Source organism: Rhodococcus sp. K11/5 (assembly GCF_055193735.1).
The window spans coordinates 2,420,584-2,443,905 of record NZ_CM143721.1; the positions used below are offsets into that span (position 1 = coordinate 2,420,584).

The 23,322-nt window shown below is 69.8% G+C and carries 22 protein-coding genes; all 22 read right to left on the bottom strand.

Annotated features, from left to right (window positions below; genetic code table 11):
* Nucleotides 1-78 precede the first annotated feature (78 nt).
* The 22 genes from ACY466_RS11410 to ACY466_RS11515 all read right to left on the bottom strand — a co-directional run bounded on the left by ACY466_RS11410 (nt 79) and on the right by ACY466_RS11515 (nt 23,293).
* Nucleotides 79-684, bottom strand: a complete 606-nt coding sequence (locus ACY466_RS11410; RefSeq protein WP_463245513.1) for a riboflavin synthase — start codon at nt 682-684, stop codon at nt 79-81.
* Nucleotides 685-764: 80 nt separating this feature from the next.
* Complete coding sequence (gene ribD / locus ACY466_RS11415) at nt 765-1,757, bottom strand: bifunctional diaminohydroxyphosphoribosylaminopyrimidine deaminase/5-amino-6-(5-phosphoribosylamino)uracil reductase RibD (protein ID WP_463252240.1); 993 nt, start codon at nt 1,755-1,757, stop codon at nt 765-767.
* Between the two features lie 55 nt (nt 1,758-1,812).
* Complete coding sequence (rpe, locus tag ACY466_RS11420; protein WP_463252241.1) at nt 1,813-2,481, bottom strand: ribulose-phosphate 3-epimerase; 669 nt, start codon at nt 2,479-2,481, stop codon at nt 1,813-1,815.
* Nucleotides 2,482-2,544: 63 nt separating this feature from the next.
* On the bottom strand, nt 2,545-3,222 hold the full coding sequence (locus ACY466_RS11425; RefSeq protein ID WP_463245514.1) for an SGNH/GDSL hydrolase family protein: 678 nt from the start codon (nt 3,220-3,222) through the stop codon (nt 2,545-2,547).
* A gap of 57 nt (nt 3,223-3,279) precedes the next feature.
* Nucleotides 3,280-4,815, bottom strand: coding sequence for an RsmB/NOP family class I SAM-dependent RNA methyltransferase (locus ACY466_RS11430; RefSeq protein ID WP_463245515.1), 1,536 nt, complete (start codon nt 4,813-4,815; stop codon nt 3,280-3,282).
* Nucleotides 4,812-5,735: a methionyl-tRNA formyltransferase gene (gene fmt / locus ACY466_RS11435; protein WP_463245516.1), complete on the bottom strand. Its 924-nt coding sequence runs from the start codon at nt 5,733-5,735 to the stop codon at nt 4,812-4,814. Before fmt ends, ACY466_RS11430 begins: the two co-directional genes overlap by 4 nt.
* Nucleotides 5,736-5,781: 46 nt before the next feature.
* Nucleotides 5,782-7,761, bottom strand: coding sequence for a primosomal protein N' (locus tag ACY466_RS11440; protein ID WP_463252242.1), 1,980 nt, complete (start codon nt 7,759-7,761; stop codon nt 5,782-5,784).
* Nucleotides 7,762-7,844: 83 nt separating this feature from the next.
* Nucleotides 7,845-9,059, bottom strand: coding sequence for a methionine adenosyltransferase (gene metK / locus ACY466_RS11445; protein WP_463245517.1), 1,215 nt, complete (start codon nt 9,057-9,059; stop codon nt 7,845-7,847).
* Nucleotides 9,060-9,161: 102 nt separating this feature from the next.
* Complete coding sequence (gene coaBC / locus ACY466_RS11450; RefSeq protein ID WP_463245518.1) at nt 9,162-10,448, bottom strand: bifunctional phosphopantothenoylcysteine decarboxylase/phosphopantothenate--cysteine ligase CoaBC; 1,287 nt, start codon at nt 10,446-10,448, stop codon at nt 9,162-9,164.
* Nucleotides 10,445-10,729 carry a DNA-directed RNA polymerase subunit omega gene (gene rpoZ, locus ACY466_RS11455; protein ID WP_463245519.1) on the bottom strand — a complete coding sequence of 95 codons (285 nt, stop codon included), beginning with the start codon at nt 10,727-10,729 and terminating at the stop codon, nt 10,445-10,447. The genes coaBC and rpoZ overlap by 4 nt, the downstream gene beginning before the upstream one ends.
* Nucleotides 10,730-10,799: 70 nt before the next feature.
* Nucleotides 10,800-11,378: a guanylate kinase gene (gene gmk, locus ACY466_RS11460; RefSeq protein ID WP_463252243.1), complete on the bottom strand. Its 579-nt coding sequence runs from the start codon at nt 11,376-11,378 to the stop codon at nt 10,800-10,802.
* A gap of 84 nt (nt 11,379-11,462) precedes the next feature.
* Nucleotides 11,463-11,786, bottom strand: coding sequence for an integration host factor, actinobacterial type (gene mihF / locus ACY466_RS11465; protein ID WP_463245520.1), 324 nt, complete (start codon nt 11,784-11,786; stop codon nt 11,463-11,465).
* A 193-nt stretch (nt 11,787-11,979) separates the two neighbouring features.
* A complete protein-coding gene (gene pyrF / locus ACY466_RS11470) occupies nt 11,980-12,831 on the bottom strand; it encodes an orotidine-5'-phosphate decarboxylase (RefSeq protein ID WP_463245521.1) in 852 nt (283 codons plus the stop codon).
* Nucleotides 12,828-16,211, bottom strand: a complete 3,384-nt coding sequence (carB, locus tag ACY466_RS11475) for a carbamoyl-phosphate synthase large subunit (RefSeq protein WP_463245522.1) — start codon at nt 16,209-16,211, stop codon at nt 12,828-12,830. The genes pyrF and carB overlap by 4 nt, the downstream gene beginning before the upstream one ends.
* Nucleotides 16,211-17,383, bottom strand: coding sequence for a glutamine-hydrolyzing carbamoyl-phosphate synthase small subunit (carA, locus tag ACY466_RS11480; protein WP_463245523.1), 1,173 nt, complete (start codon nt 17,381-17,383; stop codon nt 16,211-16,213). The genes carB and carA overlap by 1 nt, the downstream gene beginning before the upstream one ends.
* Nucleotides 17,380-17,925 (bottom strand): PH-like domain-containing protein, encoded by a 546-nt coding sequence (locus ACY466_RS11485; RefSeq protein ID WP_463245524.1) that lies wholly within the window; start codon nt 17,923-17,925, stop codon nt 17,380-17,382. Before ACY466_RS11485 ends, carA begins: the two co-directional genes overlap by 4 nt.
* 5 nt (nt 17,926-17,930) lie before the next feature.
* Nucleotides 17,931-19,283, bottom strand: a complete 1,353-nt coding sequence (locus tag ACY466_RS11490) for a dihydroorotase (protein WP_463245525.1) — start codon at nt 19,281-19,283, stop codon at nt 17,931-17,933.
* Nucleotides 19,280-20,233 carry an aspartate carbamoyltransferase catalytic subunit gene (locus ACY466_RS11495; RefSeq protein ID WP_463245526.1) on the bottom strand — a complete coding sequence of 318 codons (954 nt, stop codon included), beginning with the start codon at nt 20,231-20,233 and terminating at the stop codon, nt 19,280-19,282. The genes ACY466_RS11490 and ACY466_RS11495 overlap by 4 nt, the downstream gene beginning before the upstream one ends.
* Complete coding sequence (pyrR, locus tag ACY466_RS11500; protein ID WP_463252244.1) at nt 20,230-20,802, bottom strand: bifunctional pyr operon transcriptional regulator/uracil phosphoribosyltransferase PyrR; 573 nt, start codon at nt 20,800-20,802, stop codon at nt 20,230-20,232. The genes ACY466_RS11495 and pyrR overlap by 4 nt, the downstream gene beginning before the upstream one ends.
* Nucleotides 20,803-20,904: 102 nt before the next feature.
* Entirely contained in the window at nt 20,905-21,474 is a 570-nt protein-coding gene (gene nusB, locus ACY466_RS11505; RefSeq protein WP_463245527.1) for a transcription antitermination factor NusB, read from the bottom strand.
* 1 nt (nt 21,475) lies between these two features.
* Nucleotides 21,476-22,039, bottom strand: coding sequence for an elongation factor P (gene efp, locus ACY466_RS11510; RefSeq protein ID WP_463245528.1), 564 nt, complete (start codon nt 22,037-22,039; stop codon nt 21,476-21,478).
* Between the two features lie 102 nt (nt 22,040-22,141).
* Nucleotides 22,142-23,293, bottom strand: a complete 1,152-nt coding sequence (locus ACY466_RS11515) for a M24 family metallopeptidase (protein WP_463245529.1) — start codon at nt 23,291-23,293, stop codon at nt 22,142-22,144.
* Nucleotides 23,294-23,322: the final 29 nt, after the last annotated feature.

The following is a 23,322-nucleotide window of genomic DNA, read 5'->3' on the forward strand; positions in this document are numbered from 1 at the left end:
TCGATTCCTGCTGGTTCCGAGGTCCTGCTGGTTCCAAGGTCGTGCTGGTCGTATCTCTGGCTACTCCAGGGTACGACTTCAGGAGTCGGCGGTGCGCAACCGCTCCACGTACTTCGCGATGACGTCGACCTCGAGGTTGACGGGGGTTCCGGGCTCGGCCGACCCCAGGGTCGTCAGTGACAACGTGGTCGGGATGAGCGAGATCTCGAAGTACTGATCGTCTCCCGCGCCGCCCAACGCCGAGACCGTGAGCGAGACGCCGTCCACGGTGATCGACCCCTTCTCCACGACGTACCGGGCGATGGACCGGGGCAACGAGATGCGCACCACGGTCCAGTTGTCGGACGGCGTGCGGGAGATCACCTCGCCCGTACCGTCGACGTGTCCCTGCACCAGATGTCCGCCGAGCCGGGACGACAACGACGCCGCTCGCTCCAGATTCACCGCACTTCCGACTCCCAGCGCCCGCAGGCTCGATCGAGTCAGCGTCTCCTGCATGACGTCGGCGGTGAACGCGCCGTCGGCCACGGCCACGACCGTCAGACAGACACCGTTGACGGCGATAGAGTCCCCGTGCGACGCATCCGAGGTCACCACCGGTCCGCGGACGGTGAATCGCGCCGCGTCCGCGAGATCTTCCTTGGCGGTGACGGTGCCGAGTTCCTCGACGATTCCGGTGAACATGTCGGTCGGTCTCCCTGGGGTTCGGTGAGTCGGGGTTCGGTGAGTCGGGGTTCGGTGAGTCGGGGTTCGGTACAGCGAGGTCAGGACGGCGGGTCCGCGACGAGGTTCATCACGAGGTCGGGGCCCAGTACGTGCACCGACTCTCGTCGGAACCGCAGAGCGTCGGCGATTGTTCCGACCCCGGTGCCCACGACCGCGGCGGTTCCGGCGCCGAGCACCATCGGCGCCACGTAGGCGGTGACGCGATCCACGAGCCCGGCCGCGAGAAACGCTCCGGCCAGCGACGGTCCACCCTCGACGAGAACGTCGGAGAGATCGGACAGCGCCTCCATCACCTCGAGAGGGTCGCGGGTGCGGACGATTCGAGTAGGTGCGGACGCGTCGAGAACCCGGGAGCCGGGCGGAATCTCCCGCGTGCCGACGACGACGCGAACGGGCTGATGGTCCGCGAGCGAACCATCCGGTGTGCGGGCGGTGAGCGCGGGATCGTCGACCAGGATGGTCCCCGTCCCCACGACGATCGCATCGATCCGCGCGCGTTCGGCGTGCACGTGGGCCCGCGCCTGCGGTCCGGTGATCCACTTGCTGGTGGCGTCGGGTGCCGCGACGCGGCCGTCCAGCGTCGCGGCGTATTTCCAGGTCACCAGGGCCCTGCCCGTGCGCTGCCGATGCAACCAGGCCCGCAGGGGTCCGGCCTCGGCGAGCTCGGTGTGGACGCCGCGGTGCACCTCCACGCCGTGCTCGGCCAGGTAGTCCGCGCCGCCGGACGCCAGGGGGTTCGGATCCGAGACCGCGAAGACGACCCGGGCGACACCGGCCTCGAGGAGCGCCCGAGTGCAGGGTCCGGTGCGCCCGGTGTGATTGCACGGCTCGAGGGTGACCACCGCGGTGGCACCGCGGGCGCGGTCGCCGGCTGCGGCGAGCGCGACCACCTCCGCGTGGGGGCCGCCGGGGGCCTCGGTGGCTCCGACTCCCACCACGACGCCGTCGTCGCCGACGATCACCGCACCGACGGGTGGGTTGGGGGTGCTGATTCCCCGCGCTCGCGTCGATTCCTCGATCGCCCGCACCATCGCCGACGCGAACGGAGCCGCGGGTGCGGTCACGACCGGATCGCCTCGCGGATGATCACCGGCGACCGAGGTGCGGGGAGACCGCGGCGGCGGACGCGCGCAACGACGCGACGGCGGCCGCGGGGTCCTCGGTGCCGTAGACCGCGGATCCGGCGACGAAACAGTCGATGCCGGCTTCGGCGGCCTGCTCGACGGTGTCGGCGTTGATACCGCCGTCGATCTCCACGAGCAGGCGCAGTTCACCGGAGTCGACCAGGGTGCGGACCGTGCGTGCCTTGTCCAGGACGGAGGCGATGAAACTCTGGCCACCGAAGCCCGGTTCGACGCTCATGATCAACAGGGTGTCGAAGTCCTTCAGGATCTCGAGGTAGGGCTCGATCGGGGTGTTCGGCTTGACGGACAGTCCCGCCTTGGCCCCGGCGGCCCTGATGTCGCGGGCGACGGCGCGGGGATCGTCCGTGGCCTCGGCGTGGAAGGTGACGTTGTGCGCACCCGCCTCGGCGTAGGGCGGTGCCCATCGCCCCGGGTCCTCGATCATGAGGTGGCAGTCGAGCGGAATGTCGGTGGCCGCGAGCAGGCTCTTCACGATCGGCAACCCGAGGGTCAGGTTGGGGACGAAGTGCGCGTCCATCACGTCGACGTGCAGCCAGTCGCTCCCCCGCACGGCATTCGCCTCGTCGGCGAGGCGCGCGAAATCCGCGGACAGGATGGACGGGGCGATCATCGGGTGGGACGGGGTCTCGGTAGCCACGGCACTCACCCTAACGGCCGGACGGGCCGGTATCTCTCACCCCAGCAGATGCCTGTCGACGCGGTCGAGGGCCGCCTCCACGGCGTCCGCGAGGACGTACTGACCGTCGTCGGTGGGGTGATCGCCGTCGTCCTGCAGCAGATCCGGATCGGCGAGCCACCCGTCGTCGAGGGTGCCGACGTACGCGAGCCCGGCCGACGCCGCCGCATCGGCGAGCGCGGCATCCACGTCGTACAACTCCGCCGGAAGGTCGTCCCCGGACCAGATCGGCCCGATCACCACCACGCGGGCGGTGGGAGCCTCGTCGGCCAGGGTCGCGAACAGGGCATCCGCTTCGTCGGCGACCTCGGCGGGGTCCTCGTCGACGTCGTTCTCGCTGCCGACGACGAGCACGACGTCCGGGTTCGTCGACACCGCGTCGGGAATCTGGTCGGCGAAGGTCCCCGCGAGATCAGCACCGGCCACGTACCCGGCACCGCCGGCGCCCGCGTTCTGCAACGACGCCGCGTGGCGGTCCGCCAGGATCTCGGGCCACACGATGTCGTTGTCGGACCCGGCGGTGAACGAGTCCCCGATGACCGACAGCCGGAGCTCCTCGCTCGACGCGGCCGACGTCACGGCGGTGGACACGGCGGCCGGCGATGCGCACCCCGCGCTCAGCCACACTCCGACGCTCGTGCACGTCAGAACGAATGCTGCTCGGCGGCTGCCCACGCGCTCGTTTCTACCCCACCGCCGCCGACGATGCCCTCCGCCGCGACGTGACGGTTGCTACGCCCTCAACGCCGCCAGGAACATAGCGTCGGTGCCGTGGCGATGCGGCCACAGTTGCACCCCGGGACCGTCGCCGAGGCGCGGCACCCCCGGCAGCAGTTCGCGGGTGTCCATCGCAGTGAGCCCGTGACGCCTGATCCCGTCCGCGACGACACCGACCGTTTCCGACAGGTGCGGCGAGCAGGTCGAGTAGACGATCACGCCTCCGGGACGCACCAGCGCGGCGGCCGCCGCGAGCAGCGAGCGCTGCAGGGTGACCAGTTCGGCGACGTCGGTGGGTTCGCGGCGCCACCGCGCTTCCGGGCGCCGACGCAACGCCCCGAGGCCGGTGCAGGGCGCGTCCACCAGGATTCGATCGTATCCGGGCTCGAGCCCGCTCTCCCGACCGTCGACACGGTGCACCGTGACCGGCAGATCGCGCACCGTCTTGCGCACCAGGTCGGCACGGTGCTCCGACGGCTCGACCGCGTCGACGGTGGCTCCGTCGATGGCGGCGATCGCTCCCAGGAGCGCGGCCTTGCCCCCGGGCCCGGCGCACAGGTCGAGCCAGCGGCCCGTGTCCTCACCGGTCACCTCGGCGCGGACGAGCGCACGGGCGACGAGTTGACTGCCCTCGTCCTGCACTGCGGCGAGGCCGTCGCGGACCGCGTCGAGTCGGCCGGGATCGCCGCCGTCGAGGTACACCGCGTAGGGCGAGAACGCACCGACCTCGCCTCCGGTGATCCCGGCCAGTTCCTCGGCCGAGATCTCCCCCGGCCGGGCGACCAGATGCACCATCGGACGCGCATCGTCGGCGGCGAGCGCCTCGTCGAGTTCCGCCGCGTCCGCACCGAGCGCATCCGCGAACGCCTGTGCGATCCACGCGGGGTGGGCGTGTTCGAACGCGAGATGTCCCACCGGATTCCGATCCGCCGGCGGCGCGAGCAGTTCCACCCACTGTGCGGCGGTCCGCTCGGATACCCGGCGAAGTACCGCGTTGACGAATCCTGCTGCCCCGGGCCCGGATTCACCGCGCACCAGATCGACCGACGTCGCGACGGCGGCGTGCGGGGCGACGCGGGTGCGCAACAGTTGGTAGGCACCCAGCCGCAGCACGTCCAGCACGACACCGTCGATCTCCGCCACCGGGCGGGACGCGGCGTGCTCGATCACCGCGTCGAGCACGCCGCGCGCGCGAGACGCCCCGTAGGCCAGTTCGGTGGCCAGGGCGGCGTCGCGCTGGTCGAGCGAGCGTTCGCGCAACAGGCCCGGAAGAACCAGGTTCGCGTAGGCCTCGCGTTCGCGCACCGCTCGCAGCACGTCGCGTGCCGCGAGCCGGGCCGGATCGAGTCCCGCGTCGCTCGACGCGGGACGACCGGGCTGACGGGGACGCGAGGGAGCGCCCTTACCGGCCACCCGCGGTCCCTGGTTGTCGGTGCGCTTACCCCCGGATCGGCCGCCGCCGCGGCGCGCTCCTCCGGAACCCCCGCCGGGGCGACGCCCTCGCGATCCCTCGGATCCGTCTCCGCCGGACGGTGTGCCTGCCTCGCTCATCGCGCTGTCGCTCCGTCCACGTCGCGGGCGCCGCGCGCCCAGTCGGTCGCTGCCATCTGCTTCTTTCCGTGCGGTTGGATCGACCCCAATCGCACGGCGGTGCTCCCGGTCCCCACGAGGACCTCCTTCTTGCGAACCACGATCACGCCGGGCGCCACGGTGTCCTCGGTGTGCCCGACGGGACCGACCTTCACGCGCAGTGCCCCGATCTCCGTCCAGGCACCGGGCGCAGGGGTGACGCTGCGAACGTGCCGATCGATCAGGTGCGCGGGCCGGGTCCAGTCGATGCGGGCGCTGTCCACGGTCACCTTGGGGGCGTGGGAGATTCCGTGCGTCGGCTGTGGAACGGCGGCGGCCCGCCCCTCCTCGAGTGCGTCGAGGGTGGCCTCGAGCAGGGTGCTGCCACTGTCCGCCAAGCGCGCCAGCAGATCGCCGGTCGTATCGCTCTCACGCACGCGTTCGGTGACGACACCCAGGACCGGGCCCGTGTCGAGGCCTTCCTCGAGCAGAAACGTCGAGGCTCCGGTCATCTCGTCACCCGCGGCCAGCGCCGCCTGTACGGGCGCCGCACCGCGCCACGCCGGCAGCAGCGAGAAGTGCAGGTTGATCCAACCGAAACGCGGGATGTCGAGAACCGGCCGCGGCACCAGGGCGCCGTACGCCACGATCGGGCAGCAGTCCGGGGCGAGATCGGTGAGCGCGGCGACGAACGCGGGATCCGACGGCCGGTCCGGCTGAAGTACCTCGATGCCGTGCTCGTCGGCGAGCCGGGCGACGGGAGAGCGCACGGCCGTGCGGCCACGGCCGGCCACGGAATCGGGTCGGGTCACCACGGCGACGACGTCGTGGCGGGGCGAGTCGAGCAGCCGCTGCAACGACGGGACCGCGGGGTCGGGAGTTCCGGCGAAAACGATGCGCACGAGCGTTCGATGACCTCTTTCGGTGTGTGGGGGGCGGCGAAGGCCCTCAGCCTATTCGCAGGGGGTCCACCTGGATGCGCAGCGCCGACGTCGACTTCTTTGCTCCGACCACCGCGCGAGCGTCCGCGAGGGCCTTCGACAGCGCGCTGCCCGACGCCCGAGGGACGCGAACGAGCATCCGTTCGACCGTCTCCGGTTCGGCGGCGGTTCCGGCCTCGGAGGTGAACGGGAGTCGCTCGCCCGGAGGCAGCTCGACCGGACCGAGGATCACGGCGTCATCGGGCAACCGGGCGTTCTCGAGAAGCGTGTCCAAAGACGCCGTCGTCCCGTCGATGGCGGCGATGTGAACGGCCGGCGGAAACCCGACCTCGGTGCGTTCGGCGAGCTCGGTCCGGGCGTGTCCCACCGGGTCCCAGCGAACCAGCGCCTGCACGGTGGGGAGCGAGGAGTCCGCGACGACCACCACCTCTCCCCCGTCCCCGAGGGGCCTGACCAGCGCGGCGGCGGACATCCACCGGCGCATCGCCTGTTCGGTCGCCCGCAGATCGGCGCGCCCCAGCAACGCCCAGCCGTCCAGGAGCAGCGCCGCGCCGTACCCGCCGCTCGCCACGGGTTCGGCCCCGACGGTCGCCACGACCAGGGCCGGACCGGTCTCGACGCGGTCGAGCACCGCGGATCCGCCGGACAGTCGGACGGGCACCCCGGTGAACGCACGACCGAGTTCCTCCGCGGTCCGTCCGGCTCCGACCACCACCGCCCGCAACGCGCGCGATCCGCAGGTGGGGCACTTGTAGCCCGCGTCCGCGACGCCGCACCACTTGCACGTCGGACTCCCCGCTCCCGATGCGTCCGGAGCCGAGGGCAGGGCCAACGGTCCGTGGCAGCGCCGACACCGGGCCGGTGTCCGGCACTTGCCGCAGGCCAGGGACGGCACGTAACCGCGTCGTGGAACCTGTACCAGCACGGGCAGATTCGCGGCCAACGCGGATCGGGCGGCCGCGAACGCGATCGCGGGCAATCGGGCGGCGCGGGCTCCCGGATCGCGCGCGAGGGCGTGATCGCTGTCCGCGAGTGCGGTGATCTTGGGTGCCGACGCCCGCACCACGTCCCGCGAGGCCACGAGATCGTGGGCCCACCCGGTCTCCACCAGTGCCTGCGCCTCCGCCGTCCGGGAGATACCGCCCACCACGGCCGCGCAACCGGCTCTATGGGCACGCAGCAGGGTCACCTCTCGCGCGTGCGGATAGGGAGCGCGCGGTTCGGACAGGGAATCGTCGCCGTCGTCCCACACGACGAACAGGCCGGGGTCGTGCAGCGGAGCGAACACGGCGCTGCGGGTCCCGACGACCACGCGCGCGGACCCACGGGCGACGGCCAGCCAGCGCCGGTACCGTTCCGCCGGGCCGAGACCGGCGGCGAGCGCCACCACCGCCCCGGGATCGAGAACGTCGCGGCACGCCGCGGCGACTCGGTCCAGATCACGCTGGTCCGGCACGATCAGCAGCGCCGACGTCGCGGATTCGACCGCCACGGCGGCCAGTTCGGCGAGGCGACGGGGCCAGTCCTCTCCCGGTGCGGACTGCCACACCGCGCGCGGAGCCCGGCCGTCCGCCAACGCCGCGACGAAGTCGACGCCGTGTACGTATCGGTCCCAGGCGCGGTCCACCGAGGATCGGTCGATGTGCGAGTCGTGCACTCCGGAGGTCGTCGGCTCGGCCTCGACGCGCGCGTGCCGGGGCGGTACCGCGAGACGCAACACGTCGGCCCGCGTCCCGGCGTACCGGGCGGCGACCGCGTCGACGAGGCCGAGCAGTTCCGGTCCCACCACCGCTTCCGGCGAGACGACCTTGTCGAGCCAACCGAGCTTGCCCGGGTGATCGGACGCGTCCAGTCGCTCGAGCAGGAACCCGTCGACCAGGCGGCCGGCGAAACGCACCCGCACTCGCACGCCGGGCTGCGCGACCTCGTCGAGCTCGGCCGGCACCAGGTAGTCGAAGTCACGATCCAGGTGCGCGAGCGCGAGCATCGGCAGCACGCGGGCGACCGGTCGCGTCGCCGCGCCCGTGCGGGCGGCGCGGTCCGCGGCCACCGATGGCCCCCGGGCTCGGCTCAGAGTCCGGCGGCCGAGCGCAGCTTGTCCGCGCGGTCGACGTTCTCCCACGGCAGGTCGATGTCGGTGCGACCGAAGTGCCCGTACGCGGCGGTCTGCGCATATATCGGACGCAGCAGGTCCAGATCACGGATGATCGCGCCCGGACGCAGGTCGAAGACCTCGGTGATCGCGGACTGGATCTTCGCCGGGTCGACGTTCTCGGTACCGAAGGTCTCGACGAACAGTCCCACCGGAGCGGCCTTGCCGATGGCGTAGGCCACCTGGACCTCGACCCGCTCGGCGAGATCCGCGGCGACGACGTTCTTCGCCACCCAGCGCATCGCGTAGGCGGCGCTGCGGTCGACCTTGGAGGGATCCTTGCCGGAGAACGCGCCTCCGCCGTGGCGGGCCCACCCGCCGTAGGTGTCGACGATGATCTTGCGGCCGGTCAGACCTGCGTCACCCATGGGGCCGCCGAGGACGAACTTGCCCGTCGGGTTGACCAGCAGCCGTACCGAGGAGGTGTCGAGCTGATCGTGGGCGAGTTCGGCCAGAACGGCCTCGAGCACGTGCTGGCGGATATCGGGGGTGAGCATGTTGTCCAGATCGATGTCCGCCGCGTGCTGGGTCGAGATCACGACGGTGTCGAGCCGGACGGCCTTGTTCCCGTCGTACTCGATGGTGACCTGGGTCTTGCCGTCGGGACGCAGGTACGGCAGCACCTCGGTCTTGCGCACCTCGGTCAGCCGACGCGAGAGCCGGTGCGCCAGGGCGATCGGCAGCGGCATCAGTTCGGGAGTGTCCTTGATGGCGTAACCGAACATCAGCCCCTGATCGCCCGCGCCCTGACGATCGATCTCGTCGTCGGAGAGGCCCTCGACCCGCGACTCGTGCGAGTTGTCGACACCCTGGGCGATCTCGGGAGACTGAGCACCGATCGCGACGTTGACGCCGCAGGAGTTTCCGTCGAAGCCCTTGGCCGACGAGTCGTAGCCGATCTCGAGGACCTTCTCGCGGACGATGTGCGGGATGTCGGCGTACGCGGTGGTGTTGACCTCACCGGCGACGTGGACCTGCCCGGTGGTGACGAGCGTCTCGACGGCCACGCGGGCCCGAGGGTCGTCGGTGAGCAGTGCGTCGAGGATCGAGTCACTGATCGCATCGCAGATCTTGTCCGGATGGCCCTCGGTGACCGATTCGCTGGTGAAGAGTCGACGGGCGGACGTGCTCACAGATGTTTCCTCTCGTACCCGCACCGGTGGTCGCAACCGGCGCGTGGAGTTATCGGTGGTGGGATGTCGCTGGTGGGTCTTCGACGACGGGTTACCCGAACGTCACGACGGAGCGTGTGAGCTCGGACACTCTTCGGATCGAGCGGCGAGCACCGGGATCAACGCGTCGAGCACACGGGAGGACATCAGCGCCTTGGAACCGTGTTCGAGGGCGATCTCGGCACCGTCGGAGGACAGGATCCAGCCGTCGTTGCTGTCCATCTCGAAGGCTTTGCCGTCGCCCACCGCGTTGACGATCAGCAGGTCGCATTTCTTGCGTTCCATCTTGGCCCGCGCGTAGGTCAGCACGTCGCCGTTCTCGTCACCGGTCTCGGCGGCGAAGCCCACGATGGCGGTGGCGGCAGCGATCGCCCCGTCGCGACGCGATTCGACGAGTCCGGCCAGGATGTCGGCGTTCTTCGTCAACGCGATGACGTCGGGTTCGTCGGCGCCCTTCTTGATCTTGCTGACCGCCAGGGTCGTGGGTCGGAAGTCGGCGACCGCGGCGGCCATGATCACCGCGTCGGCTCCGACCGCTGCCTTGTCGACCGCGATACGCATGTCCTCGGCGGTGCGCACCTCGACCACGTCGACTCCCGCGGGGGGTGCGAGCGCGGCGGTGTATCCCGAGACGAGCAGGACGTCGGCGCCGCGCTGGGCGGCGACCCGTGCCAGGGCGTAGCCCTGCTTGCCCGAGCTTCGATTACCGAGGAAGCGCACCGGGTCCAGGGGTTCACGGGTGCCACCGGCGGAGACGACGATCCGGCGACCGTCGAGGTCGCGAGGAAGCGCGTCGGGTCGCTCGAGCAGCAGTTCGGCGAGGCCCGCGATCTCGTCGGGCTCGGGCAGGCGCCCGGGGCCGGTGTCGGCGCCGGTCAGTCGGCCCGACGCCGGCTCGATCACGGTCACCCCGCGCGAACGGAGGAGAGCCACGTTGTCGACGGTGGCGGGGTGCTGCCACATCTCGGTGTGCATGGCCGGAGCGAACACCACCGGGCAGCGGGCGGTGAGAAGCGTGGCGGTGAGCAGATCGTCGGCGCGACCGGCCGCGGCCCGCGCCAGCAGATCGGCCGTGGCCGGGGCCACGACCACCAGATCGGCGTTCTGCCCGAGGCGCACGTGCGGAACCTCGGGCACGTCGGCGAACACGCCGGTGTGCACCGGGTTACCGGACAGGGCCTCGAAGGTGGCCCGTCCCACGAATTCGAGTGCCGACTCCGTCGGTACGACCCGGACGTCGTCTCCTCGTTCGGTGAAGTGGCGGATCAGCCCGCAGGCCTTGTAGGCCGCGATACCGCCGCCGACTCCGACGACGACGTTGCGACGCGCCGCCACGGTCGGTGAGTTCACTCGCCTTCGACGTGCTCGAGAAGATCGGAGTGGATCTCGCGCAGTGCGATGGACAGCGGCTTCTCCTGCAGACCCGGCTCGACCAGCGGGCCGACGTACTCGAGGATGCCGTCACCGAGCTGGTTGTAGTAGTCGTTGATCTGACGGGCGCGCTTGGCCGCGTAGATCACCAGTGCGTACTTCGAGGACGTGCGCGAGAGGAGTTCGTCGATCGGCGGGTTGGTGATGCCCAGCGGGGTGTCGTACGCCGCCACCTCGGAACGAGAGAGGGAATCGGACACGTTCGCTACGGGACTGGTCAACGTCTTGTCTCCTACAAAGATTCACCGGGAAGGACTGTCTTCCCGCGTTTTACGATTCGGTGCCGGGCGCGGACGAGCCGTCCGGCGCGCCACCGACCAACAAGGATACCAAGTCGGCGCAAGCATGTTCGACATCGACGTTGACGATCACGGTGTCGAACTCGCTCTGGGCGGCCAGTTCCTCGCGGGCGGTGTCGAGCCGACGCTCGATCACGTCCTCCGGCTCGGTGCCGCGACCGGTCAGCCGAGAGACCAGGGTCTCCCAGTCGGGCGGCGCGAGAAACACCAGCAGCGCGTCCGGCTCGGCCGCGCGTACCGCTCGCGCGCCCTGCAGGTCGACCTCGAGCAACACCGGTCGTCCGGCCTCGAGTGAACGGCGGACCGGTGCCGCGGGCGTTCCGCTGCGCTGCAGTCCCTTGTGGATGTCGGCCCACTCGAGCAGTTCGTCCGCGTCGATCATGCGGTCGAACTCGGCGCGGTCGACGAAGTGGTAATCACGACCGTCCACCTCACCGGGACGGGGGTCCCGAGTGGTGGCCGAGACGCTGAAGTGCAGATCGGGCAGAACCTGACGCACGCGGGCGACGACGCTGGACTTGCCGACGGCGGAGGGGCCGGCCAGTACCACCAGCCGGCCCCTCGCGGTCGTCTTCTCCGCAGTCACAGTTCCGGTGACGGCGAAGCGAACGAGATGATCGATCGATCCACGGTCTTACTCGGAGTCGAAATCGAACCTGGCAAGAAGTGCCTTGCGCTGCCGATCCCCGAGTCCACGCAGACGACGCGTCGGCGCGATCTCGAGCTCGGTCATGATTTCCTGCGCCTTGACCTTGCCCACCTTCGGCAGCGCCTCGAGCAGGGCGGAGACCTTCATCTTTCCGAGGATTTCGTCTTCCTCGGCGTCCTTGAGGACCTGCTTCAGGTCGGTGCCGCCACGCTTGAGGCGCTCCTTGAGCTCAGCCCTGGCACGACGCGCAGCAGCCGCCTTCTGCAAAGCAGCAGCGCGCTGCTCGTCGGTCAACTGGGGAAGGGCCACGGTTCCTCCGTCTCATCGGTTCTCGAACGTATCCCTCGACTCGCATCGCGCGGGCGGGCTCGGTGGAGCACAGCCCGTCGATGGGTCCTCGGGAACGTAGCCACTGGCATTGACCAGCGGCGATAGCGACCGTACCCGGGTGGACGAGCGATTGCGAACCCGCCCCCCGCCGTGTCCGGCCCATCGGCGTCGGCTATGCGAGCGCACTCTCGACGCTCTCGCGCACGCGAGACGCGGCGTCGCGCAATTCCGACACGGACGGACCGCTGCGTAGGACATCACGGGAGCTGTTGGGCAACAACAGTTCTCGCGAATCCGGGAAGATCGACGCCAGGTCGGCCGCGGTGGCGCCCTGAGCTCCGAGTCCAGGCGCCAGGATCGGGCCGGAAAAATTCTCCAGATTCAGCCCGTGCCCGCGTGTCGCACCCACGACGAGCCCCATCGTGGCGTCCGACGTGCGCTCGTTGATCGCCGCCGACTCGTCGACCACCGATTGCGCCACCGTGCGGTCCCCCGCCACGCGCGCCTGCTGGAGGTCGGTTCCCTCCGGATTCGACGTGCGGGCGAGGACGAACAGGCCGTGTCCGCCGTCTGCGGCCACCCGGACGAACGGATCGAGCGCCCCGACCCCGAGGTAGGGCGAGACCGTGACGGCGTCGCAGGCCAACGATGAGCCGGGCGCGAGCCAGGCGTCGGCGTAGGCCGCAGAGGTACTCCCGATGTCGCCGCGCTTCGCGTCGGCGATCACCAGGACACCCGCCGCCCGCAGATCCGCGATGGTGCGCTCGAGCACCACGAGACCTGCGGACCCGAAGCGCTCGAAGAACGCGACCTGCGGCTTGACCACGGCGACGTCGTCCGCGAACGCCGCGACACAGTTCGCGGCGAATGCGGCCAGCCCGTCGACGGAGTCGTCGAGACCCCACGCCCGCAGCATCTCGGCGTGCGGGTCGATCCCCACACACAGGCGTCCGCGAGCCCGTACCGCCGCCGTGAGGCGATCACGCCACGCGCCGGAACCCGGTGTACTGCCGGCAGGCGTCACGACACGGGGGTCGGCTGCGTCGAGTCCGGCGCGGTCCGCAGCGTGCTGTGCAGATCCTGCAGCGAACGCACCCCGATGTTGCCGCGCATGCACGCCTCGATGCCCTGCACGGCCGCCGCCGCGCCCTGCACGGTGGTGATGCACGGGATGTTGCGCGCCACCGCGGCACTGCGGATCTCGTACCCGTCGACACGAGGTCCGGAATTGCCGAACGGGGTGTTGAAGACCATGTCGACCTCACCGTCCCGGATCAGGTCGACGATGGTCGACTCGCCCTCGCCGAGGACGTCGGAGTGCTTGCGCACCACGTCGCTGGCGATGCCGTTACGGCGCAGCATCTCCGCCGTACCCTCGGTGGCCAGGATGCGGAATCCGAGGTCGGCCAGCCGTTTGACGGGAAAGACCATCGAGCGCTTGTCCCGGTTGGCGATGGAGACGAACACCGTTCCGGCCATCGGGAGCGATCCGTAGGCCGCCGTCTGACTCTTGGCGAACGCGGTGCCGAAATCGGCGTCGATCCCCATGACCTCGCCGGTCGACTTCATCTCCGGGCTCAGGAGGCTGTCGACGCCGGAGCCGTCGGACTTGCGGAAGCGGTTGAACGGCAACACGGCCTCCTTCACCGCCACGGGAGCGTCCGGGGAGGCGTGTCCACCGTCCCCGGTGGCCGGCAGCAGACCGTCGGCCCGCAGTTCCGCGATCGTGGCTCCGAGCGCGATCCGGGCCGCGGCCTTCGCCAGCGGAACGGCCGTGGCCTTGGACACGAACGGAACCGTCCGCGACGCGCGCGGGTTCGCCTCGAGGACGTAGAGGACGTCGTCTTTGAGCGCGTACTGCACGTTGAGCAGACCGCGCACGCCGATGCCGAAGGCCAACGCCTCCGTGGATCGCCGCACCGCTTCGATGTCCGTACGGCCGAGAGTGATGGGCGGCAACGCGCACGCGGAGTCGCCGGAGTGGATCCCGGCCTCCTCGATGTGTTCCATCACGCCGCCGAGATAGACCTCCGTGCCGTCGCACAGAGCGTCGACGTCGATCTCGATGGCGTCCTCGAGGAACCGGTCCACGAGGACCGGGTGATCGGGGGTGAGTTCGGTGGCGCGAGAGATGTAGTCGTCGAGGGAGGCCTCGTCGTAGACGATCTCCATGCCGCGGCCTCCGAGAACGTACGACGGCCGCACGAGAACCGGGTAGCCGATCTCGCCGGCGATGCGCTTGGCTCCGTCGAACGTGGTGGCCGTGCCGAACTTCGGCGCCGGCAGCCCCGCGGCCACGAGGACCTCCCCGAACTCCTTGCGGTCCTCGGCGAGATCGATCGCCTCGGGCGAGGTACCGACGATGGGAACGCCCGCGTCGGCGAGGCGCTGCGCCAGCCCCAGCGGGGTCTGTCCGCCGAGCTGGACGATCACTCCGACCACACCCGGTCCACCGCGGCCCGATTCGACCTCGGCCATGTACACCTCGAGGACGTCCTCGAAGGTCAGCGGCTCGAAGTAGAGACGGTCGGCGGTGTCGTAGTCGGTGGAGACGGTCTCGGGGTTGCAGTTGATCATGACCGTCTCGTAGCCGGCCTCCGACAGCGTCGTCGCGGCATGGACACACGAGTAGTCGAACTCGATGCCCTGACCGATGCGGTTCGGACCCGAACCCAGGATCAGCACCTTGCCGCGTTCGGTCTGCGGCGCCACCTCGGTCTCGGCGTCGGGGTCGAGTTCGTAGGTCGAGTAGTGGTACGGCGTCGTGGCCTCGAACTCGGCGGCGCAGGTGTCGACGGTCTTGAACACCGGCGTCACCCCCAGCCGGTGGCGCAGAGAGCGCACACCGTCCTCGCCGGCCAGTTCCGGCCGCAGCGCGGCGATCTGTCCGTCCGACAACCCCGCGTGCTTGGCCCGACGCAGCAGCGTGCGGTCGAGCACCGGAGCGTCCAGCAACCGGGTGCGCAGCTCCCCGAGACCGGCGATCTCGTCGACGAACCAGGGGTCGATGCCGGAGGCCTTCGCGACCTCCTCGACGGTGCCGCCGAGGCGCAGAGCCAGGTCGACGTCGTAGATGCGTCCCTCGGTGGGAACGCGCAGATCGGCCAGAACCGCCTCGAGATCGGTCGCGCGGTCTCCGGCGAGCACCTCGTCGGACACCGTCCAGAATCCGGCCGCCTTCGTCTCGAGCGAGCGAAGGACCTTGCCGAGAGCCTCGGAGAAGTTGCGGCCCAACGACATCGCCTCACCGACACTCTTCATCGTGGTGGTGAGAGTGTCGTCGGCGCCGGGGAACTTCTCGAACGCGAACCGCGGCGCCTTCACCACGACGTAGTCGAGGGTCGGCTCGAAGCAGGCGGGCGTCTCCTTGGTGATGTCGTTGACGATCTCGTCGAGGCTGTACCCGATGGCGAGCTTCGCGGCGATCTTGGCGATGGGGAATCCGGTCGCCTTCGACGCCAGCGCGCTGGACCTGGACACGCGCGGGTTCATCTCGATCGTGATCAGTCGCCCGTCCTTCGGGTCGATCGCGAACTGGATGTTGCAGCCGCCGGTGGCCACCCCCACCTCGCGCAGGATCGCGATACCGAGGTCGCGCATCTTCTGGTACTCGCGGTCGGTCAACGTCATCGCCGGGGCGACGGTCATCGAGTCGCCGGTGTGCACGCCCATCGGGTCCACGTTCTCGATCGAGCACACGACGACGACGTTGTCCTTGTTGTCGCGCATGAGTTCGAGTTCGTACTCCTTCCATCCGTAGATGGACTCCTCGATGAGCACGTTCGCCGACGGCGACGCGGCGAGCCCGCCGCCGGCCAGGCGTTCGAGATCCTCGGTGGTGTAGGCCATGCCGGACCCCAGACCGCCCATGGTGAAGCTGGGACGGATGACCACCGGAAGACCCAGTTCGGCGACGGTGTCGTGCACCTCGTCCATGGTGTAGCAGACCCGCGAGCGGGCGCTCTCGCCGCCGACGGAGCCCACGATGTCCTTGAACTTCTGCCGATCCTCACCGCGCTGGATGGCGTCGAAGTCGGCCCCGATGAGCTCGATGTCGTACTTGGCCAGGATTCCCTGCTCGTGCAGAGCCACGGCACAGTTCAGCGCGGTCTGACCACCGAGGGTGGCGAGTACGGCGTCGATGGGGTGGCCGGCCGCGGCCTCCGCGGCGATGACCTTCTCGACGTACTCGGCGTTGATCGGCTCGACGTACGTGGCGTCGGCGAACTCGGGGTCGGTCATGATGGTCGCCGGGTTGGAGTTGACCAGGCTCACGCGCAGGCCCTCCTCCCGCAGGACGCGGCAGGCCTGCGTGCCGGAGTAGTCGAACTCGCAGGCCTGGCCGATCACGATCGGACCCGAGCCGATCACCAGGATGTTCTGTAGATCTGTGCGCCGTGGCATTACAGTCCGGCTTTCTTGGTCGAGGTGTTGTCGGCGAGACGGTTCAGGAAGCGGTCGAAGAGATACTCCGCGTCGTGAGGACCGGCCGCCGCTTCCGGGTGGTACTGCACCGAGAACGCCGAATCGTCCAGCAGGCGAACGCCTTCGACGGTTCCGTCGTTGGCGCAGGTGTGGCTGACGACGGCGCGACCGAACGGGGTGTCGAACTCCTCGCCGGCCTCGCCCTCGAGCGCGAACCCGTGGTTCTGCGCGGTGATGGAGATGCGGCCGGTCTCGTGTTCGATGACCGGGATGTTCATGCCGCGGTGACCGAAGGTCATCTTGTAGGTGTCACGACCGAGCGCGCGGCCCAGGATCTGGTTGCCGAAGCAGATGCCGAACAGCGGGATGCGGTCGCCCAGCACCTGCTCGGTGAGCGAGACGACGGAGTTCGCCACGGCGGGGTCGCCGGGACCGTTGGACAGGAACACACCGTCCGGCGCGATCTCGCGGATGTGCTCGATGGTGGTATCGGACGGCACCACGTGCACGCGAATGCCCCGCTGCGCGAACATCCTCGGAGTGTTGCTCTTGATGCCCAGGTCGACCGCGACCACCGAGAAGCGCGGATCGCCCTCGGGCTCGACGACGTACCCGGACTTCGTGCTCACCTCCCCCGCCAGGTCGGCGCCCTTCATGCTGGGCTGTTGCCGGACCTGCTCGATCATCGAGTCGGTGTCCGTGACCGAGGCACCCGAGAAGATTCCGGCGCGCATGGACCCGCGCGTGCGCAGGTGACGCACCACCGCGCGCGTGTCGAGGTCGGCGATGCCCACGACGTTCTGACGCCGCATCTCCTCGTCGAGGGTTCCGGTCGCGCGCCAGCTCGAGCTCCGGCGGCTCGCGTCCCGGATCGCGAAGCCGGCGACCCACATGGCCGAATCGTCGGCCGAGCCGTCCGGACCGACCGATTCGCTGTCCTCGGTGTTCCACCCGGTGTTGCCGATCTGCGGGGCCGTGGCCACCACGATCTGCCGGTGGTAGCTGGGGTCCGTCAGCGTCTCCTGGTAACCGGTCATCCCGGTGCAGAACACGGCTTCGCCCAGGGTGGATCCCGGTGCGCCGAATGCGGTGCCGCGGAAGAGTCGACCGTCTTCCAGTACCAGGACCGCGGCGTCGTCGTCGAGGCTCACGCCGTCTCCTTCTCGTCGTTCGTATCGGGTGTGTCGGTGGTGGTGTGGGTTCGAGTGGTCTCGGCGTAGTGGTCCACCCACGCGGGGTAGACCGACTTGTCGTCGGAGCGGAATCCCGTGTCGATCTCGGTGCCCGTGGGCAACTCCCATCGGACGACCAGCAGTCCGTCCTTGCTCATGACCTTGCCCGCGAGGCCCCGCTCGGTGCGCACGGCGCGAATCGACGCCGCCGGAATCCAGATCGGGGACTCCCCGTTGCGGTCCAGCAGAATCCCGGTGGTGTGACCCGAGAGAGTGCCGGTGGCCCGGTGTCCGATGTCACCGACCGCGATGCGGTTCTGCCAGCTGGGGGCGATTGTCGAGCCGACGTAGAGCCCCGTGACGGGAAGCACGGTGAGCTCACCCAGCTCCGCCGGGACGTCGGGCAGCGCGCCGACGGCGTCTCCCTGACGCTTCTGACGGTTCTTCCAACCGAGGATGATCAGGCCGATCATCAGCATCCAGAAGACCAGGAAGCCGATGACGAGTAGAAGTCTGTCCATGGAGATCACTTTCCTCGGGGGTCGTTCTCGCCGGGAGCGGCACTGACGCCGTCCCGGCTGGTGATCCGGCCGCGCAGCACCGTGGCGGTGACGCGGGCGGGCAGTTCGAGGGTGTCGTACGGGGTGTTCTCGGACAGGCTCGCGAGACTGCGCGCATCGACCGTCCACACGGCGTCGGGATCGACGAGGGTCAGATTCGCGGGCTCTCCGACGGCGATCGGCCGACCCTGATCGGTCAGTCCGACGATCTCCGCGGGCCGCTCGCTCATGACCCGAGCCACGCCGCGCCAGTCGAGCAGACCCGGTTCGACCATCGTCTTCACCACGATCGACAGGGCCGTCTCGAGACCGAGCATCCCCGGCCGGGCCTGCGCGAACTCGCAGCACTTGTCCTGTTCCGCGTGTGGAGCGTGGTCGGTGGCGACGCAGTCGACGATGCCCGACGCCAGGGCGGCCCGCAGCGCCGCCGCGTCGGAGGCCTCGCGCAGCGGCGGGTTCACCTTGTTCACCGCGTCGTACGTCTCGAGGCGGGAGTCGTCGAGGAACAGGTGGTGCGGGGTCACCTCCGCCGTGATGGAGATGCCCTGTCCCTTCGCCCAGTCGAGCAGCGCGACGGTCCCGGCGGTCGAGGCGTGGCAGATGTGCACCCGCGCTCCCGCGTCGCGCGCCAGGATCGCGTCGCGCGCCACGATGGACTCCTCGGCCGACCGCGGCCATCCGGTCAGACCGAGCCGCGCGGCGGTGGGGCCCTCGTGTGCGACGGCGCCCTCGGTGAGGCGCGGCTCCTCCGCGTGCTGAGCGATGAGCACGCCGAGTCCGGCGGAGTACTCCAGCGCCCGGCGCATGAGCAGGGGATCCGCGACGCAGTGCCCGTCGTCGGAGAACATGCGCACGCCGCCCACGCCGGCGTTCATGGTGCCCATCTCGGCGAGCGCGGTGCCCTTCAACCCGACGGTCACCGCGCCGACGGGGTGGACGTCGACCAGGCCGACCTCCTGCCCACGCCGCCACACGTGGTCGGTCACCACGACGGAGTCCGCGACGGGCGAGGTGTTGGCCATGGCGAAGATGGCGGTGTAACCACCGAGAGACGCCGCGGCGGAACCGGTTTCGATGGTCTCCGTGTCTTCGCGACCCGGTTCGCGAACGTGGGTGTGCAGATCCACGAAACCGGGAAGCAGCACCTGTCCCCCGGCCTCGATCACCGTCACCCCGTCCGCCGGTGCGGCCGAGCCGCCCGACGCCGGGTCGATCGCGGCGATCTCGCCGTCGACGATGCGGACGTCGACGGGCTCACCCTCGCCGTACGGGCGAACTCCTCGCAGGACGATCTCCGACCGATACTTCGGCGCGTTCATCGGGTGCCTTCCTCGGCGCCGATCAGGGCGCGGAACAGTACGGCCATGCGTACGTGGACTCCGTTCTGGACTTGTTGCAGCACCGCGGTGCGAGGGGCGTCGGCCACGGAGAAACCGATCTCCATGCCGCGCAGCATCGGGCCGGGGTGCAGGACCACGGCGTGCTCGGGCAGGAGGTCGAACCGCTTCTGGGACAGGCCGTAGCCGACGGAGTACTCGCGTGCCGACGGGAAGAATCCGCCGTTCATGCGCTCGGCCTGGACGCGCAACATCATGACCGCGTCGAGAGCGGGCAGTTCGGCGTCGAGCGACTGCGCCACGGTCACCGGCCAGGTGTCGATACCCACCGGCAACAGCGTGCGCGGAGCGACGATCACCACCTCGGCGCCGAGGGTGGCGAGAAGGACGGCGTTGGATCGGGCCACGCGACTGTGCAGGACGTCCCCCACGATCGCGATGCGTCGACCCTCGATTCCCCCGAGCCGCTGCCGCAACGTGAGCGCGTCGAGGAGAGCCTGGGTCGGGTGCTCGTGCGTGCCGTCGCCGGCGTTGATCACGGCCGGACCCGCACCCGTCACCGGATCGGCCGTCCACTGCGCGATGCGGTGGGCGGCACCCGAGGCCGGATGCCGGACGACGAGGGCGTCCGCGCCGGCCGCGCGCAGCGTCAGCGCGGTGTCCCGCAACGATTCGCCCTTGGAGGCCGAGGAACTGCTCGCGCTCACGTTGATGACGTCCGCGCTCATCCACTTGCCCGCGACCTCGAACGAGACCCGGGTGCGGGTGGAGTTCTCGTAGAAGACGGTCATCACGGTCTTGCCGCGCAGGGTGGGCAACTTGCGGACGTCCCGGCCGAGCAGCGCCTGCTCGAACCGCTCGGCTTCGTCGAGGATGTCGGTGGCCGCGTCCCGATCGAGATCGGCCGTGGTGAGAAGGTGCTTGGCGCTCATCGGTCGACGTCCGCGGTGTCGGTGGGACCGGACGAGAGTTCGACTCCGTCTCGGCCGTCGTGCTCGGCCAGCAGCACGGCGACGTCCTCGCTGCGCGCGGTGGGGACGTTCTTGCCGACGTAGTCGGCGCGCAGAGGCAACTCCCGGTGTCCGCGGTCGATGAGCACGGCGAGTTGCACCGCGCGGGGACGTCCGAGGTCACGCAGCGCGTCCAGGGCGGCCCGAACCGAGCGACCCGAGAACAGCACGTCGTCGACGATGACCACCAGGGCGCCGTCGATGCCGTCGTCCGGCACGGAGGTCCGCTCCAACGCACGATGCGGCTTGCTCCGCAGGTCGTCGCGGTACAGGGTGATGTCGAGAGATCCGACCGCGGGCCGCACCCCGGCGAACTCCTCGATGCGTTCGGCGAGCCGCGCGGCCAGCGTCGTGCCGCGCGTGGGAATGCCGATGAGCACCACCGCGGGGGCGTCGGGCGAGCCGATCGCGGTCTTCTCGATCAGCTGATGCGCCATGCGCGCGATGGTGCGGCCGACGTCCGCGCTGGTCAACAGTTCGCGGACGGGCACAGGTTCCGAGGGCACAGTTCTATGACCTCCTTCTCCGCCTCACGGGACGGATCGTTAAAGGAAATCGGACGCGATCACTGTAGCAATCGCGACACGGGTGGATCAGCCCGCGTCGTCGGCGCCCGCATCGCCGTCGGCGTCGGCCGCCGTCGGGCGCGACGACGTCGCCGCGGCCGCGGCGCGAACCTGAGGCGCCACCGTCACGATCTGGCCCAGCACACCGTTGACGAACGACGGCGAATCGTCCGTGGACAGCTGCTTCGCCAACTCGACGGCTTCGTCGACGGCAACGACCGGCGGCACGTCCGGAGCATGCAGCAACTCCCACACCGCGACGCGGAGGATCGCCCGATCCACCGCGGGGAGCCGATCGAGAGTCCACTCGTGCAGGTGATCACCGATGACCGAGTCGACCCGGTCGAGGTTCTCGGCCACCCCCGCCACCAGCGTCGCGGTGTAGGCACTGACCGGAGCGACCGTCTCCTCCTCCGTCGACATCTCGCCACGCTCGGTCGCCAGTGTCACCGGATCCAGATCGCGGGCCTCGGCCTCGAACAGGAAGTCGACGGCTCGCTTGCGTGCCTTGTGCCGGGCACCGAGCTTCTTGGGCGTCGGTCCCCGGCCGGAGTTCCCGGCGGACGTCTTCGCCGCGGGGGTGGTGGGTTCGCTCACGCTAGGAGTTCACGCGCCCGAGGTAGTTGCCGTCGCGCGAGTCGATCTTGAGCTTGTCGCCGGTGTTGACGAACAGCGGCACGTTGATCTCGGCGCCGGTCTCGAGGGTGGCGGGCTTGGTCCCGCCCGTCGACCGGTCACCCTGCAGGCCCGGGTCGGTGTGCTTGACCTCGAGCTCGACCGTGACGGGCAGCTCGACGTACAGCGGCGACCCCTCGTGCATCGCGACCTGCACCCGCAGGTTCTCGAGCAGGAATCGGTGGCCGTCGCCGACGGTGGCCTCGGGAATCGCGATCTGGTCGTACGTGTCGCCGTCCATGAACACGTAGTCGCTGCCGTCGTGGTAGAGGTAGGTCATGTCGCGGCGGTCGACCGTGGCGATCTCCACCTTCACGCCGGCGTTGAACGTCTTGTCGACGACCTTGCCGGAGAGCACGTTCTTGAGCTTCGTGCGCACGAAGGCGGGGCCCTTGCCCGGCTTGACGTGCTGGAACTCGATGATGGACCACAGTTGGTTCTCGAGCTTGAGAACGAGACCGTTCTTGAAATCGCTGGTGGAAGCCACGTGCTTGGAATCTCCTCGTATCGCTGTCGGGTCGCGGTCGGCGCGCATCGCACCGACGCGGGTCGCGCCGAACTCGTCCGACGCGGGTCGCGCCGAACTCGTCTACAGAACGGTGAACTCTTTGTCGGTGAGCGTGAGGAGCTCCGGTTCGCCCTCTCGGACGACGAGCGTGTCCTCGATACGCACTCCCCCGCGACCGGCGAGGTACACGCCGGGCTCCACGGTCACCGCTGCGCCGCAGAGAAGTGTACCGCTGGCGGTGGCGCCGATTCCCGGCGCTTCGTGGATCTCGAGTCCCACTCCGTGTCCGAGGCCGTGCAGGAAGTTGTCACCGTGTCCGGCGTCGACGATCACTCGACGGGCCGCGGCGTCCACCTCGCGCACGTCCGCACCCGGGTGGAGCGCCGCCCGACCGGCCGCCTGGGCCTGCGCAACCAACTCGTAGAGCTCACGCTGCCAGCTCGCCGGCTCCCCGAGGACGTAGGTCCGGGTCATGTCGGAGTGGTAGCCACCCACCGTCGCGCCGAAGTCGAACTTCACCAGATCGCCGGCTGCGAGCACCGCTGCGGTGGGTCGGTGGTGCGGCACGGCCGAGTTCGCTCCCGCGGCCACGATGGTCTCGAACGAGATCGCCTCCGCGCCGAGTTCGAGCATCAGGAACTCGAGGTCGACGGCGACCTTCTTCTCGGTCCGCCCGACGGCGATTCCGCCCCGGTCGATCAACGCGGCCAGGGCCGCGTCGGCCACGGCACAGGCCGAACGCAACGCGGCGACCTCGGAATCGTCCTTGACCATGCGCAATTGCTCGACGAACTTCGGCGTGCGGCGCAGATCCACCGTCGGTGCCGCGGTCGCCCACGCCCGATGCTCGTCGACGGACACCACGTGGGATTCGAACCCCACGGATGCCGCCGCGGTGTCCCGCAGCAGTCGCGACGGTCCGGCGCGGTCGATGACCGCGCGCAGATCGGGGACCTGGTTCGCGATCTGCGTGACGTACCGACCGTCGGTGCACAGCAGCGTGGAATCCTCGTCGTTCCGCGAGTCGCTCGCGGACAGCAGCATGGACGCGTTCGAGCCGGTGAACCCGCTGAGGTAGCGAACGTTCAGGAGGTCGGTGATCAGGAGGGCCTCCACACCGGCTTCGCGCGCGAGTTCTCGCAGGGCTTCGCGGCGCCGCCCGTGATCGGCTGCGGGAGCGTGGGTGCCGGTCGAGCCGGTGACGGGCGCGGAATCGAGGGGCGCTGGGGTCATGGAAGACAAAACTACCGGCGGGGGTGATC